The following is a 15,177-nucleotide window of genomic DNA, read 5'->3' on the forward strand; positions in this document are numbered from 1 at the left end:
AAGGGAAGTGTTGAGTTGCGGGTGACGGGTGGTACACTTGTCAATAATACCGTGAGTTTGTGAGGACTGAACACACTGTTCCGCTCAGAGTTCCTTCGAACCGCCGCTGTACGGCTCATTCCGCGCCGGCCGTTTGGCCGGCTCTGCTCCATTTCGCCTACAGTGGCTGGCTCTCGGGTACATTCGCTCCACAATGCATTCAGTTCTCACGGGTTCAGGAATACACTGGCTGGAAGGAGGTTACCTATGTACGGAGCGAGCAGGGTCTACAAGAAGGTCGAAGTGATCGGCGTAGCCAAGGAGAGCATCGAGGCGGCCATTCAAGCGGCGGTGGCCAAGGCCCATAAAACCCTGGAAAAGATTTCCTGGTTCGAGGTCCAGGATGTGCGGGGGCATGTGGGGGAGGATGGTGCGATTACCGAGTACCAGGTGGTGCTCAAGGTGTCGTTCGAGCTGAAGTAGCAGGGCCGGTTTTTATGGTGTTTGGCGCCAGCGCGCCGCTTGCGGCGTCCGTTTATAATGGCATAATCCCTTCCGCTCTGCTATAGTCGCGCCTGGGGTAAAATCGATCGGGAAAGGCGGGAGCCATGGCACAGGCAAAGAAGGGGGACCGGGTCAAGGTCCACTACACGGGAAAACTGTCGGACGGCGAGATATTCGATTCATCGGAGTGCAGGGAGGGGGATTGCGACTGCACCTCGGACCCCCTGGAATTTACCATCGGCGCGGGTGAGGTCATCCCCGGCTTTGAGGATGCAATTGTCGGCATGACTCCGGGAGACAGCAAGACGGTCGTCATCCCGGTCGACCAGGCCTACGGCGAGCGGGTCGAGGAGATGGTGGCCGAGGTGGAGCGGTCGGCCCTCCCCCCGGACATGACGCCGGAACTCGGCCAGCAGCTGGAGGTGGAGCAGGAGGGGGGCCATGTCTTCCAGGTGGTCATCACCAATGTGACCGACACCATGGTAACCCTGGATGCCAACCACCCCCTGGCGGGGCGGGACCTGACCTTCGACCTGAAACTGATGGAAATCTGCTGACAGCCTGCGTTGCGGGCCAGGGAAAACGAAAAGGGGCCACGTGGTGAACGTGGCCCCTTCTTGCGTCTGCAGCTGACGGCCGACCGGGTCGGTCTCAGTTTTCCGTCATGAAATGGTCTTCGTACATGTCCTCCAGGGACTGGAGGTGGCGGCTTTCGTCGGCCAGAAGCTGCTCGAACAGTTTCGCCATGGGCGCCCCGGCGCAGCCCGTCGCCATCCGCTTGTAGAAGTCGATGGCTCCCTTTTCCAGGTGGATGGCGTAGGCCAGTGCCTGGCGGGCGTCGGAATCCTGGCGCAGTTCCTGCTTTGCCAGCACGTAACCCAGGTTCATGGTGGGTACCGGCTTGCTGAGCCCTTCTCCCCCCTCCATCTGCCCGTCGACGAGCGCCTTTTCCAGTTCGTGCTTGTGATTCAGCTCGTCCAGGGCTGCATCCCGGAGGATTTCCCGGGCGCCCTTGTTCTTCACCACCCGCATGGCGTCCAGGTAGTGCCTGAACCCCTCGTCTTCCATCTTCACCGCCATTTCCACGGCGGCCTCAAAGGTATAACATACGTCGCTCATCGTGTCAGCCTCCCCTTGAAGGATATGATTCTTTTAACATACCGGGAAGATGAGCACAAGCACTTTGTATACAGTATACTCATTCTCCCCCCTCTCCGTCCCGCAGGCCGACCGCCACGTAGCGGCAGACGCTGGCAAAATCGCACCGCTCGCATTCCCGGGGAGTCACGGGGAACTCTCCCCGTTTCATGGCCCGGACCTTTGCGCAGAGCCGGTTGAGAAAATTTCCGTCACCCAGCGCGCTTCTTTCCCTGGGGTCGGTGGCGAAAAAAGCTGCAGATTCGCCGCCTCCGAACGGCCTTTCCAGCGATTCCACCTTGCGAAGCAGCCAGTAGCGGGCGCTCATCTTCCGCAGCGGTCCGTGCCCCTGTCGTTCCAGTTCCGCTGCGGCGGCAAGGAGGTAGACCGGGACCTGGAAAGATATCTCCCCCAGGTTCTCCTCTTGCATCAGTTGGCGGTAGCGCTGGGAATTGCCGGCCAGCTTGTAGTCAACCACCCGCACATCTCCGTCGGGGGAGACGTCTACCCGGTCGATCTTCCCCCTGAGGAAAATACTGCTCCCGTCCAGGTCGATTACCTCCAGGTCGGTGAAGGGAAGTTCGCAGGCCGTCGGGACGAGTCCCGCGTCGTCCGCCGCTTCCAGTTCCACCAGCCGCTCCAGGAGCGGGAGGAGCTTTTCCTTCCCCAGTTCCCACAGAAGCGGCTCCCCTGTCGTCCGTTCCGCCTCCCAGCGGGCGAAGACTTCGGCGGCAGCGGCGGCCATGGCGTCTTTGTCGGCTGTATCGCCCCGCAGGGGAAGGCGTCCCCCCTCCTGCCGTTCCTCGAAGAACCTCTGCAGTATCTCGTGGACCAGGCTCCCCTCGTCCTTTACCGCCAGCTCCAACTCCGGCTTTTCCACCGGAGCGAGGCGGACGAGCCGTTTCAGGAAATAGCGGAACGGGCAGCAGCCGAACTCTTCCAGGGTGGTGGGGGCGAACCGGTTGCCGGGGGACGAGGTATAGTAGGCGCGGAGGTCGGTCTGAATGGCCGGATCACGCAGGGTGCCGGTGTAGGGGGTGGAAAGGGCGGCCCGGACGGCCACCTCCTCGGCGTTGAAAAAGGCTTCCCGTTCCGCTTCGATGGCGGCCGTGGCGGCGATGCGCTCGATGGCCGGCGCGAGTTCGGGCACTGCAAGGGCCGCATCGAACCGGCGGCTGCGGGCGAGGGAGTTGAGAAGCTCCTCCCGCTCCCGGCAGTCGGCCGGTTCGGGAATGAGGCGGTTCATGGGGATCCGCACCTCCGCAAGGGGGACGGCGGCCAGCAGTTCGTCCAGGAGGGGCGAACGGAGCATGTCGTTTCCCCGCCCGTCCACATAGCTGTAGGAAAGGGTCAGGGTTTCACCGGCGCAACCGATGGCGAGGTAGAAGAGGAGCGGCTCCTCCTCACCCTTTTCCACCGCGGTGCGGAACGGGCGCGTTCCGGCTGTTTTCTGGAACGGGAGCTTGTCGTTGTCCTTGAAGAGGGGGTGACCGTCGTGGCGCGGGGGACAGATCCCCTCGTTGAGGCCGGCGATGAAGACATGGGGAAAGCGGAGCCCCCGGGCGTCGTGGAAATTCATGATGCTTACGCCGCTTTGCCGTTCCCCCGCCAGGAAAACCCCGGTCATCCCCTGCGGGAGGAGTTCCAGAAAGCCGGCCGGCGTGAAGGTCCGTTCCTCCATGCCGAGGACGCGAATGTCCCGTGCCAGATCGGCCAGCACCTGCTGGAGAAGGGTGATGGCCGAGGCGTCCCGCTTCAGCGCACGGGGGTCGGCTGCGTCGATGGCGCGGCGGTAGAGCCGGTGGCGGTCAATGAATTCCGCCAGCAGGGTGCTGAATTCTTCGAAGGTCCTGGCTCCGCCGAAACGGCGCAATTCTCCGATAAGTGGCCCAAGCTCCCGCGCGACTGCCCTGGTGGAGGCAAGACGGCGCTCCGTTTCCCGGTCCTCCCGGTTGGCGGCATGTCGGCGGCTCAGCCAGGCGATACGTCTCTCCAGAAGCTCCTCCAGTCGCCCGAAGGTTTCGTCCAGGTAGCGGACGTCCAGGAGGACCTCCTCCAGTTGGTCCGGGTCGAGGCCGTGGGAGGCCAGGTCGAAATAGCCCGACTTGAGGAGGGCGAGGAGCTCTTCTCTTCCCAGCCGGGCCTGCACCAGGGTCAGCGGAGCGAGGCAGGCGTGCACCAGCGGTGCCGTGGCAAGGGGGGCGCCCCGCCGGTAGGAGACCGGGATGGCGAAGCGGCGGCAGACGTCCTCCAGCATCGGGCCGTAGTTCCGCAGGTCACGACAGATGACGGCGATGGAGGCGGGATCGGTTCCTTTTTCCATGAGGTCGCGGATTCGCCGGCCGATCTCCTCGCATTCACGGTAGGAGCCGGGGGCGGACATGAGGGAGAGGCTGGCCGGCGGGACGATCGGCCTCTCCTCTCCGGTGCTGAATACCGCCGACCGGAGGAGGGAGAGGAACCTCCCCTGTGGCTCCTCGAATACCGGCTCAAGGAGCAGGTCGCTGTCGCCAAGCGACTCGATCCGGTCGGCAGTCCGGGCCACATAGGCATAGAGAGTCTCCCGGTCAGGGTTGTAGGGGAGGTGGAGAGTCACGGGCATGCGTCGCGACAGTTCGGCAATGAGGGCAAGCTGGAGGGGGGTGAAATCGTAGATGGCATGGACGGTCACCCCGGTGATGCCGTCGAACAGGGGAGGGAGACGTTTCCCGTTTCGCAGCTCCTCCAGCGCCAGGTGTTCCTGGTCGTGGCTGTCCAGGAGTCCCTGTTCCGTCATCGTCTGGCAGTACAAGCCGTAGAGTGCGGCAAGTTCGGTGAGGCGGCCGTTAGCCGGCATGGCACGGACAGTGACGGTAAAGGCATCGGCGGTGATGAGTGCCTGTTTCAGTTCGCCGAACAGGCTGTCCAGGCTGGTGACGAAGCCGGGAAAACCGATCAGCCGGGCCAGCACGCCGGCGCCGTCTGCGTAATGCCGTGTTGCCACATCCCCCAGAAGGAGTTTTCGCCCCACTGCCGAGATCGGCCGGCGTTCGTCGTCGGCAGCGGCGTACAGTTCCTCGCTCAGCCGCTTTAACGTGAGCGCCCGGGTCCCGAACCGTATCCCCCTCTCCGCCAGGGCATCGCGGTCGAACGCCTCCACCGCGGCGGTGGAGGGGAATATGTGGAGTCTGTCGGTCATGGTCTGTTTTCAGTTACGGAAGGTTTGGAGTGGCGGTCATAGTCTGGGTTTCCCGCCGTCAATGGGGCATGCCGCCCATTCCGCCATGTCCCTGGCCGCTGCCACCATCGCCGCTGCCATACACCCCCTTCAGGCAGAGTATCTCATGGTCGTCCACCATCAGGGCAAGGTCCTCCGGAGGAAGCCCGGCCATGATCTTGTCTACCTCCGGTCCCGACTGGAGCGCCATGCCGGTATAGAATCGGGCAATGAAACCGGCATCGCCCAACGAACCCTTGTATCCGCGGGAAGCGAGAAGTTTTTCCGCGGATTCCACCATGTTTTCCGGTGAACTCTTCGCCTTGATCTTCAAGAGCTCGACGGCAAGTTCCGCGGTCACGCGGCAGTCCAGGGCGATTGCCTCCTCGCTTGCATCGGGCAGGCCGATTCCCCCTTCTCCCGCAGCAGGGGAGAAGAAGAGTAGTGACAGCAGGCAGGTGATGAGGGGTACACGCATGGTTGTTACCTCCGGAGTAGAGCGACGGGCCGATTATAACCGAGCCGGCCCGGGGTGGCAAACGTTCAATTATGCGCTACACTCTTTCCATATCTCATGAGAACGGGTAGGGGGGAAGCCATGAAGATATTTCTCACCGGCGGGAGCGGCTTCATCGGCGGGCATCTGCGCCGGGAACTCCTCTCCAGGGGCCACCAGCTCCGTCTTCTCGTGCACAGGCGCGAGGCAAAACCGGAGCATGGTGTCGAGTTCGTCGAAGGGGATGTGACCCGACCGGAGAGCTTTGTCGGCCAGGTGGCCGGCTGTGATGCGGTCATCAACCTCATCGGGATCATCCGGGAGTTCCCGGGGCGGGGGATTACCTTCGCCGGCCTTCACGTGGGGGCGACCCGCACCATGCTGGATGCTGCCCGGCAGGCGGGGGTGCAGCGCTACCTGCAGATGTCGGCCCTCGGCACCCGTCCCGATGCCATCTCCAATTACCACAAGAGCAAGTTCCAGGCGGAGGAACTGGTCCGTGCCTCCGGCCTCGACCATACCATCTTCCGTCCCTCCATCGTCTTCGGTCCCCGGGATGCCTTCATAAACCTGCTGGCCGGCTATATCCGGAGCTACCCGGTTGTACCGGTGATCGGCGACGGCAGGTACCGGCTCCAGCCGATCGCTGCCGATGACGTGGCTCGCTGCTTCGCTCTGGCGCTGGAGATGCCGGAAACCGTCGGCCAGACCTTCGAGTTGTGCGGTCCGGACCGCCTCACCTACAACGAGATGCTCGACACCATCGGCCGGGTGCTGGGCAAGTCCTCTGTCCCCAAGCTTCCCAACCCCCTCGGGATCATGAGGCTGGTGGTCCCCCTGCTCCAGGGGTTTTCGTTCTTCCCCATCACCATGGACCAGATTGCCATGCTGACGGAGGAGAATATCTGCGATGGTCGATGGCGCGACACGTTCCGCTTTGAACCGGAGCATTTTCTTCCCGGGATCAGCAAATACCTGCGTCCGTGAATCACATTCATAGTGCTGCGATGACATTGAGGGAACAGGAGGTGGAAGATGCCGGAAAAACTGGGTGAATTGCTCATTCGTAATGGACTCGTTTCGGAGGCCCAGTTCATGGCGGCCCTGGAAAAACAGCAGGAGTTTCCCTGCGTCCCCATCGGCCAGGTCCTCTGCCAGCTCGGCTTTCTTTCCTCCGTGGATCTCAACATGGTGCTCGACTACAACCGGAAGCGCCTCAAGCTCGGAGAGATCCTGGTCAAGCAGAACCATCTGGACGAGGCAAAGCTGAACAATGCTCTGCAGATAGCGGAAAAAGAGCATATACCCCTGGGGCAGGCCCTGGTCAGGCTCCATTATCTCGACGAGGAGAAGGTGGCCCGTGCCATTGCCGCCCAGTATGACCTTCCCTTCGTCCCCCTCGACACTTTTTCCTTCGACCCGGAACTGGCGCGGCTCATCAATGTCAACTATGCCCAGCGGCACCGGATAGTCCCCATCGGCAAGGTGGGGAAAGTCGTTACCCTGGCCATGGCCTTTCCCCTCAGAAGCGCGGAGCTTCACGAACTGGCGGCGGTCATCGACATGGAGATCAAGCCGGCCATCGCCCGGGAGAGCGACATCACCACCGCCCAGCATCGGATATACCGCATCGTCGCCCGCACGTCCCAGACGGAGAAGGAGAACCTCCATTTCGAGGTGTCGGAAGACATAGTGCGGGAGAGCGGCAAGTCCCGCTATGTGGACGACTTCATCAGCGCGGACGTGGACTATCTGGTCAAAAAGATAATCTCCGTCGCCATCAAGACGGCAGCAAGTGATATCCACCTGGAGAGCAGGGAGCACGGGATGGAAGTCCGGTTCCGGATCGACGGCGTGCTCCAGTCGCTGGACCTGGGGCAGGATGCCGTGGTTATCAACGACAATGCAAAGCAGATCGTCTCCAAGATCAAGATCCTCTGCGACATGGACATTGCCGAGAAGCGCCGTCCCCAGGACAGCAGTTTCAAGCTGAAGGTGACCAGGGACGGGGCGGTGCGGAGCGTCGATTTCCGGGTTTCCACCGTGCCGACCCAGTTCGGGGAGAACGTGGTAATCCGTATACTGGACAAGCGGGGCGGGGCGATTTCCCTCGACACGCTCGGGTTTCAGCCGTCCCACGTGGACAGCCTCTGCCGGACCCTGGAGAAGCCGACCGGCATCTTCCTTGTCACCGGTCCGACCGGTTCGGGGAAGTCGTCCACCCTCTACGCCATCCTCAACCGCATCAGCAGCAACGAGGTGAAAACCCTGACGGTGGAGGACCCCATCGAGTATTCCATCGACGGAGTCTGTCAGTCGGAGGTGAACGAGGCGATCGGCAATACCTTTGCCAGGTTCCTCCGTTCCTTCCTCCGCCAGGACCCGGACAACATCATGGTGGGAGAAATCCGTGACCTGGAAACGGCGTCCATCTCGATCCGCGCGGCGCTGACCGGTCATACGGTCATGAGTACCCTCCATACCAACGACGCCACGAGCGCGTTCACCCGGCTCATGGACATGGGGGTGGAGCCAAGCCTGCTTTCCTCGACGCTTCGCTGTGTGCTGGCCCAGCGGCTGGTGCGGCGCATCTGCGATCACTGCAAGGTGAGGTATACGCCGGCGAAGGAGATTCTCGGGGAGTTCCGCTTTCCCGAGACCACGAGCCACCCTTTTGCCCGCGGCAGTGGCTGCGTGCGGTGCAATTTCACCGGCTTTGCCGGCCGCCGGCCGATTGCCGAGCTCTGGGTGCCGACCGGCGGCGAAGTGCTGCTGTTCAACAAGCGCCCCGACAATCAGACACTGCGGGAGATGGTATTCAACCAGGGGCAGAGGATGACCTTGATAGAAGACGGGCTGCGCCGGGTGAAAACGGGGGAAACGACCCTGGAGGAACTGCTGCGGGTAGTCCCCTACGAACACGTGGAGGAGTGCCGCAACCGCATGGCCGCAAAGCTGTTCAGCTGGGATGCCCTGTAACTTTGAAGTTACAGCATCCCTTCACTGGTGAAGCTGACGAAGGCGCCGTCGCCGATGATGATGTGATCGAGGACCTTGACCCCCATGAGGTCCCCCGCCTCCTTGAGGCGGCGGGTGATCTCCCGGTCCTCCCGGCTCGGTGCCGGGTCGCCGGTGGGGTGGTTGTGGACGAGGATGATGGCGGCGGCCGATTCCCGGACCGCCGGATTGAATACTTCCCGGGGATGGACGATGCTCTGGTTGAGCGATCCCTCGGATATACGGACCTCGCGGATCACCCGGTTCTTGCCGTCCAGCAGCAGTGCCAGGAAGTACTCCTTGCGCCGGTCACGGTAGGTGAAGTTGTAGTGCTCGTAGACCTGCTCCGGCGAAGTGAACCGGTCGCCGTTGGCGAGTCGCCGCCCCTGGCAGCGGTTGGCCAGTTCCAGGGCCGCAATGATGGATGCGGCCTTGGCCGTGCCCGCCCCTTTGACCCGGCAGATTTCCGCCACACCGGCGGCCGCCAGGGTGCGCAGGTCGCCGAATTCCAGCAAGAGCTGTCGTCCCAGGTCGATGGCGCTCTGGCCGGTTGCGGCATCCCCCGTCCGGAGGGAGGATGAGCGCCAGAAGCTCCGCGTCGGTCAGGGTGTCCACTCCCTTGTTCAGAAGCTTTTCCCGGGGCCGTTCGGCCTCGGGCCAGACCTTGATCCCCCCTGCCATGCATTCCCTCCGTTGCGTCCTGGTTTACAAAAGTCGACGGCAGGTTAGCACGGAAAAAGTCATATTAAAATAATTTTATGAAATAATATTGCCCTCTCTTGCGGAAGAAGCCCCCACCTTGGCCCTCTCCCCCGGGGGGAGAGGGAACATCGTGCCGGGTCAGTGAAAGAATGCAAGATAGGCGAGGACACCGCTCCCGGCGACCAGTCGGTACCAGACGAAGGGGTAGAGGGTATGGCTCTGGACGAAACGGAGGAGGAAGGCGATGCTTGCGTAGCCGAAAAGGGCCGACGTGGCGATGCCGATGACGAGCGGCTGTACATCACCGGCGGGGATGCCCTGGCTGATCAGATGGCCGACCTTGAGAATGCCGGCGCCGGCGACGATGGGGAGGGAGAGGAGAAATGAAAAGCGGGCCGCTGCCTCCCGGTTGAAACCGAGGAACAGTGCAGCGGTGATGGTTATGCCGGAACGGGAAACTCCCGGTACGAGGGCAAGGCACTGGGCAAGGCCGATGATGAGAGCGGCCCGCAGGGTTAGCCCGTCCATTTTCCAGCGTTTGGCGCCGATGGTGTCGCTGAGGGCGAGAACAAGGCCGAAGACGATGAGGAAGGTGGCGATGAGGGCAGGGTTGCTGCGGAACAGCTCTTCAATGGGGCCTTCAAGGGTCTTGCCCGCAATTGCCGCCGGGATGGTGCCGGCGATGATATAGAAGGGGAGTCGGTCGGAGGAGGTATGGAAACCGCCGCCGGAGATGCCCCGGAAGAAATTGAAGGCCAGTTCGATGATATCCCGCCAGAAATAGAGGGAGAGGGCGAGGAGGGTTCCCAGGTGGAGGGCCACGTCGAAGGTGAGTCCCGACTCGGGCCAGTGGAGTAGCCAGGGAATCAGGATCAGGTGGCCGGAACTGCTTATGGGGAGGACTTCGGTCAGGCCCTGGAGTGCGCCGAGAACGGCGGAATGAAGCGGGTGCATGGAATATCTCCTCGCATGTATATCGGGCAGGAAGAGTAGTTGATACGGATGGCAAAATCAAGTTAATTCCCGTCTGTTTTTCCGTCGTCCTGTAACATTAATGTGGTACGAACGGTGAAATTATGCTATGAATGGCAGGTTTCTAAAATCAACCGGCTCCGCGTGTAAGCGCACCGGCCGTCTGGAGGCAGCAATGTTCGGATTGATCCCCAAGGAAGAAAAATTCTTTGTCCTCTTCAAGGATATGACGCGCAATATTAACGAAGGTGCCCTGTTGCTGAAGGACATGCTCGACAATTTCACCGATCCCCAGGGGAGCCAGCGCAAGATCAAGGATGTGGAGCACAAGGGTGACTCCATAACCCACGAGATCATCCAGAAGCTGAACAAGAGTTTCGTCACCCCCCTCGATCGGGAGGATATCTATGCACTTTCGGGTGCCCTCGACGATATCCTTGACCTGATCGACGCGTCGGCCCAGCGGGTCGTCATGTACAACGTGGAAAAGCCGACCCCGGAAGCCAAGGAACTGGCGTTCATCATTCTCAAGTCCTGCCAGACCCTGGAGAAGGGGGTTTCCCTCCTGGGTGGCAAGCTTGAGCACATCAGCGAGTGCTGCGTCGAGGTGAACGCCCTGGAAAACGAGGCGGACCGGGTCTGCCGCGAAGCGGTCAGCAGGCTGTTCGACGAGGAGAAGGACCCGATCCAGCTCATCAAATGGAAGGAGATCTACGAAACCCTGGAGCGGGCTACCGACAAGTGCGAAGACGCCGCCAACATCCTGGAAAGCGTGGTGGTAAAAAATGCTTGATATCACCCTCGTCATGCTGGTCCTCGTGATCGCCGTGGCGCTACTCTTCGACTATATCAACGGCTTTCACGATACCGCCAACGCCATCGCCACCTGCGTCTCGACCCGGGCGCTGTCGGTCAAATGGGCGATTATCATGGCTGCGGGGTTGAACTTCGCCGGGGCCATGATCTCCACCAAGGTGGCCGCCACCATCGGCAAGGGGATCGTCGACGCGAACAACGTCACCCAGATGGTGGTGCTGGCCGGTGTGGTGGGGGCGATCATCTGGGACCTCATCACCTGGTACTACGGACTCCCTTCTTCCTCCTCGCACGCCATCATCGGCGGCATCATGGGGGCGGTCATCGCCCACGCAGGTACGGCGGCGCTCCACTGGGCCGGACTGCAGAAAATACTCCTCGCGCTGGTTATCTCCCCCATCCTCGGCACGATCATCGGCTACATCTTCATGCTGCTCATGATGCAGATATTCCGCAACAGTTCCCCCTATGGCCTCAACAAGGGGTTCAGAAAACTGCAGATCGTTTCTGCGGGATTCATGGCCTTTTCCCATGGCACCGCCGATGCCCAGAAATCCATGGGGGTCATCACCATGGCCCTGGTAAGCTACGGCATGCTGCCGAGTTTCGATGTACCGACCTGGGTGAAGATCGCCTGCGCGGTAGCCATGGCGCTCGGCACCGCAGCCGGCGGCTGGCGGATCATCAAGACCGTCGGACACGATTTCGTCAAGCTTCAGCCGGTGCATGGCTTCTGCGTGGAGACCGCCTCGGCCGGCGTCATTCTCGGGGCATCCGCCCTCGGAATGCCGACCAGCACCACCCACGTCATTACCTCCAGCATCCTCGGGGTCGGCCTCTCCAAACGGATCACCGCCGTCAACTGGAACGTCGCCTATCGCATTCTCTGGGCATGGATACTCACCATCCCCGCGTCGGCCCTGGTTGCCTACATGACCTACATGGTGATGAGCCCCACCCTCGGCAAATAGCAGTTCTCTCCGCAAGATACGAGAATAAAAGAAGGGGCGGTCGTCGATGACCGCCCCTTCTTTGTTTGCTTCTCCCTGCAGGTTTTTCCCTACTCATCCAACTCCTCTCCCGTCTCTTCCATCTCATCCGTCAATTCAGCCAGGGCTTCGTCCTTCTGCCGGAAGCGGACAACCAGGTAATAGCAGAAGAAGTAGGCAATAACGGCGGCGATAAAACCGAAGATGGACGTGCCGAGAAGGAGGGATGCGGCGTGCCCCTTCATTGCCTGCCACTCAAGGCTCTTCAGGTGCAGCTCCTGGGGGGGGAGTCCCCGGATCGTGCGTCCGATCTTGTAGCTGATTGCCAGCACCGGAAAGACAGTAAAGGGGGTGTTGACCCAGGCGCCGGTTATGCAGGTAAGCTTGTTAAGGCGGAAGATAAAGGCAACAGCGATGGCCATGGCGGTGTGGAAGGCGAAAAACGGCGTGAAGCTGATGAAGACCCCAACGGCGAAGCCGGCGGCGATGTGACCCGGATGGCTGTCGAGGGAGAGGATCTCCTTGAAGCGCTTTTTCCATTTTGCCTTGTCCAGCATTGCCACCTCGCCGAGAAAGAGCCTCAAGTCTAAGGGGCGCTACCCGGTTTGTCAACAAATTCCCCCCGGACTGTCAGTAATGTGAGGAAGTTTTCATGGCATGGCTGCACATCGGGATTAATTCAGCTATAATTTGACTTGACAATATAATGCTTGCAATATATATAAAAAACCATATATTCATCAAGTTGCTTCACGGTGGAGGATGACGGTGAAAAGGATTTTCACGCTGTCGTGGTTGATGGTGATGTTCCCCTTGGGGGCATTTGCAGAAAGTGACCGGCTTGGACTGGGGGATTCGATTCGGCTGGCCCTGGAGAAGAACCATCTCCTCAAGGCGGCTCTCTACGAGCGTAAAGCCGCAGAACGAAGCGTTGCCATCGGTCGTGGCGGCTATCTTCCCAGGGTCTATCTTGAGGAAACGGCCGCAGTCTCCAACTCACCGACCCGTACCTTCATGATGAAGCTGGACGAGGGGCGCTTTGGCCAGAGTGACTTCGAGATCGGCAACCTGAACAATCCGGGACGTTATAGCGATTTCCGCACCGCCTTAACCCTGGAACAGCCGCTTCTGGACTTTCGCATCGGCCGCGCCCTGGAGATGGCCCGTGCTGAAGACGCATCCCGCTCTTTTGCCCTGGAGCGCCGCCGCCAGGAGGTGGCGTTTCTGGTGTATGGCGCCTATCTGGAGGTTCAGAAGGCAAAGGCGGGCCTCGCCGTTGCTGACCAGGCCGTCCGGGATGCCCGGGAACACCAGCGGCTGGCCCAAGTCCGCACCGCCGCCGGCGTCGGTCTGAAGTCCGACGAACTGCGGACCCGCACCTTCCTGTCGGAGATGGAACAGCAGCAGATAACGGCCGCCAATAATGTCCTTCTCGGCAAACTGCGGCTGGCCCAGGTAGTGGGTATGGAAGCGGGAGAGACCATCGATACGACCGAGAACCTAGATGCACCTGTGCTGAAATACACCAGTCAGGAGTTGGTCCAGGAGGCGCTCGCGACCCGACCGGACCTGAAGGAACGGGAACAGGGGACGGAAAAGGCGGACGCAGCGGTGGCGATGGCCCGGAGCGCCTATCTTCCCACGGTTTACGGGAGTGCCACTTACCAGGTGAACGACCATGATGTCCCCTTTGGGCGGGACAACGATTCGTGGGTGCTGGCAGCCAATCTTCGCTGGGACCTGTTCGATGGCATGCGGAGGTACAACGAGGTCGGCCGTGCCCGGTTGCAGCAAAGTGCAACAGCCGAATACCTGGAAAGCTACCGCAAGGAAGTCGCCCTTCAGGTGCAGGAAGCCTATCTGCGCCGGGAGGAGACGGGTAAACGGCTTGAAGTCGCCCGCCATACCGTTCTCGATGCAGAGGAGGCCGTACGCCTGGTCAGCCGCCGCTACGAAAACGCCCTCGCCACATCGGTGGAGCTGCTCGATGCCCAGACAGCCCTGAACCGGACGAGGGTGCAGCTGGTGGATACGGAGAGCGGGTACGCCCTGGCAACGGCCCGGCTCTACCATGCAGCGGGAATATTCCTCAAGGAGGTTGCGCAATGAAAGGAACTGCGGCGCTGATAGCCGTTTCGCTGATGACGGTTGCCGTGCTGGGAATTGCCGGCTGCGGCGACAAGGGCAAAGATGAGGCAGGGAAAACCGCTCCCCGGGTCATACCGGGGGTGGCCGTCCAGGCAGTGGCGGAGGAAACGATCGCCGACCGGCAGGAAGCCGTCGGCACGGTCCGGGCGAAGAACGCCTTTGCCCTTGCCGCCCGTATTCCCGGCACGGTCAGCTCGGTGCTGGTGAAGGAGGGGGACCGGGTCGCGAAGGGGAAGCTTCTTCTGACCCTGGACGCGGCGGAGAGCACCTCAGGAGCAGCCAGTGCCCAGGCCGGCGTGGAAGAGGCGCGGCACGGTGTGGAGGAGGCCCGGGCCCGCAGGCAACTGGCCGATGCGACCTTCGAGCGTTATCACAAACTCTTCGTCGAGCAGGCGGTTACCCGCCAGGAGTTCGATGGCCGCCAGACCGAAAAGGAAGTGGCTGCCCAGGGACTGGCCCGGGCCGAAGCCCGGCTGGCCCAGGCACGTGAAGCCGCCCGGACTGCCGGTGCTGTTGCAGGCTACACCCGCATTACCTCTCCTCTCGCAGGCATCATCACCGGCAAATCCGCGGATGTGGGGATGACGGTTTTTCCCGGCACCCCGCTTCTCACGGTGGAAGGAGAGGGGGGGTACCGGCTGGAAGCGGCTGTGCCCGAATCGCTGCTCGGCACGGTGCGGACCGGCCAGCAGGTGAGCGTCACCATCGACGGTGTTGCCGGAGCGCTCTCCGGAAAGGTCGCCGAAGTAGTGCCGATTTCGGATCCCGCCAGCAGGACCTTCACGGTCAAGGTGGATGTTCCGGCAAAGGGACTCCGTTCCGGAGCCTATGGCAGGGTCGAATTCCCGACGGGCTCCCATCAGGGAATCCTGGTGCCGAAAACCGCCGTTGTCGAGCGAGGTGCCCTCACGTCGCTCTGGGTGGTGGAGAAGGACAAAACCGTCCGGATGCGGCTGATCAGGACCGGCAAGACCTATGGCGAGAAGGTGGAAGTGCTTTCCGGTCTTACCGCCGGGGAGGCCATTGTCACCGGCGGTATGGAGAAGGTCGTCGACGGAGCGCGGGTGGAATAGAAAACCATCTACAGAGATAACTGAGATGTGAGGAGATCAAGAGCAAAAGCGTTCCCCCCTCCTGCCTCCCCCCTCCGGGGGGAGAACACTTTGCCCTCCCCCAGCGGGGGAGGGGTGGGTGGGGGAAGCTTTTATGTTTTTCTCTGTGGCAGATTTTGACTGATTTGG

At 61.4% G+C, this 15,177-nt stretch carries 13 protein-coding genes and 1 pseudogene; 8 read left to right on the forward strand and 6 right to left on the reverse strand.

Features of this window, described 5'->3' with window-relative positions:
* Positions 1–246: 246 nt before the first annotated feature.
* Together KI810_RS03825 and KI810_RS03830 are read left to right on the forward strand one after the other, a co-directional pair.
* A complete protein-coding gene (locus KI810_RS03825) occupies positions 247–462 on the forward strand; it encodes a dodecin (RefSeq protein WP_214174131.1) in 216 nt (71 codons plus the stop codon).
* A 125-nt stretch (positions 463–587) separates the two neighbouring features.
* Positions 588–1,040 carry an FKBP-type peptidyl-prolyl cis-trans isomerase gene (locus KI810_RS03830; RefSeq protein WP_214174132.1) on the forward strand — a complete coding sequence of 151 codons (453 nt, stop codon included), beginning with the start codon at positions 588–590 and terminating at the stop codon, positions 1,038–1,040.
* A 94-nt stretch (positions 1,041–1,134) separates the two neighbouring features.
* Here KI810_RS03830 and KI810_RS03835 read toward each other — a convergent pair whose 3' ends face one another.
* From KI810_RS03835 to KI810_RS03845, 3 genes are all read right to left on the reverse strand, one after another.
* The gene (locus KI810_RS03835) at positions 1,135–1,602 is read right to left on the reverse strand and encodes a ferritin family protein (protein ID WP_214174133.1); all 468 of its coding nucleotides are present in this window, start codon (positions 1,600–1,602) and stop codon (positions 1,135–1,137) included.
* Between the two features lie 79 nt (positions 1,603–1,681).
* Complete coding sequence (locus tag KI810_RS03840; RefSeq protein WP_214174134.1) at positions 1,682–4,798, reverse strand: PD-(D/E)XK nuclease family protein; 3,117 nt, start codon at positions 4,796–4,798, stop codon at positions 1,682–1,684.
* Positions 4,799–4,856: 58 nt separating this feature from the next.
* Positions 4,857–5,294: a hypothetical protein gene (locus tag KI810_RS03845; RefSeq protein ID WP_214174135.1), complete on the reverse strand. Its 438-nt coding sequence runs from the start codon at positions 5,292–5,294 to the stop codon at positions 4,857–4,859.
* Between the two features lie 120 nt (positions 5,295–5,414).
* Here KI810_RS03845 and KI810_RS03850 point away from each other — a divergent pair, with 120 nt between their 5' ends.
* Positions 5,415–6,299 carry a complex I NDUFA9 subunit family protein gene (locus tag KI810_RS03850; RefSeq protein ID WP_214174136.1) on the forward strand — a complete coding sequence of 295 codons (885 nt, stop codon included), beginning with the start codon at positions 5,415–5,417 and terminating at the stop codon, positions 6,297–6,299.
* A 48-nt stretch (positions 6,300–6,347) separates the two neighbouring features.
* On the forward strand, positions 6,348–8,291 hold the full coding sequence (locus KI810_RS03855; protein WP_214174137.1) for a GspE/PulE family protein: 1,944 nt from the start codon (positions 6,348–6,350) through the stop codon (positions 8,289–8,291).
* Positions 8,292–8,299: 8 nt separating this feature from the next.
* Here the strand turns inward: KI810_RS03855 and radC are convergent.
* Positions 8,300–8,990, reverse strand: a pseudogene (gene radC, locus KI810_RS03860) (RadC family protein).
* A 159-nt stretch (positions 8,991–9,149) separates the two neighbouring features.
* Positions 9,150–9,965 carry an undecaprenyl-diphosphatase UppP gene (uppP, locus tag KI810_RS03865; protein ID WP_214174138.1) on the reverse strand — a complete coding sequence of 272 codons (816 nt, stop codon included), beginning with the start codon at positions 9,963–9,965 and terminating at the stop codon, positions 9,150–9,152.
* A 193-nt stretch (positions 9,966–10,158) separates the two neighbouring features.
* Between uppP and KI810_RS03870 the strand changes: the two genes are divergently transcribed.
* Positions 10,159–10,776 (forward strand): DUF47 domain-containing protein, encoded by a 618-nt coding sequence (locus KI810_RS03870; RefSeq protein ID WP_214174139.1) that lies wholly within the window; start codon positions 10,159–10,161, stop codon positions 10,774–10,776.
* Positions 10,769–11,770 carry an inorganic phosphate transporter gene (locus KI810_RS03875; protein WP_214174140.1) on the forward strand — a complete coding sequence of 334 codons (1,002 nt, stop codon included), beginning with the start codon at positions 10,769–10,771 and terminating at the stop codon, positions 11,768–11,770. The genes KI810_RS03870 and KI810_RS03875 overlap by 8 nt, the downstream gene beginning before the upstream one ends.
* A gap of 89 nt (positions 11,771–11,859) precedes the next feature.
* Here KI810_RS03875 and KI810_RS03880 read toward each other — a convergent pair whose 3' ends face one another.
* Positions 11,860–12,345, reverse strand: a complete 486-nt coding sequence (locus tag KI810_RS03880; RefSeq protein ID WP_214174141.1) for a DUF2062 domain-containing protein — start codon at positions 12,343–12,345, stop codon at positions 11,860–11,862.
* Between the two features lie 205 nt (positions 12,346–12,550).
* Between KI810_RS03880 and KI810_RS03885 the strand changes: the two genes are divergently transcribed.
* Positions 12,551–13,897, forward strand: coding sequence for a TolC family protein (locus tag KI810_RS03885; protein ID WP_214174142.1), 1,347 nt, complete (start codon positions 12,551–12,553; stop codon positions 13,895–13,897).
* A complete protein-coding gene (locus tag KI810_RS03890) occupies positions 13,894–15,009 on the forward strand; it encodes an efflux RND transporter periplasmic adaptor subunit (RefSeq protein ID WP_214174143.1) in 1,116 nt (371 codons plus the stop codon). Before KI810_RS03885 ends, KI810_RS03890 begins: the two co-directional genes overlap by 4 nt.
* The last annotated feature ends 168 nt before the right edge of the window (positions 15,010–15,177 follow it).

The sequence above is a fragment of the Geomobilimonas luticola genome (assembly GCF_018476905.1).
Lineage (GTDB): Bacteria > Desulfobacterota > Desulfuromonadia > Geobacterales > Geobacteraceae > Geomobilimonas > Geomobilimonas luticola.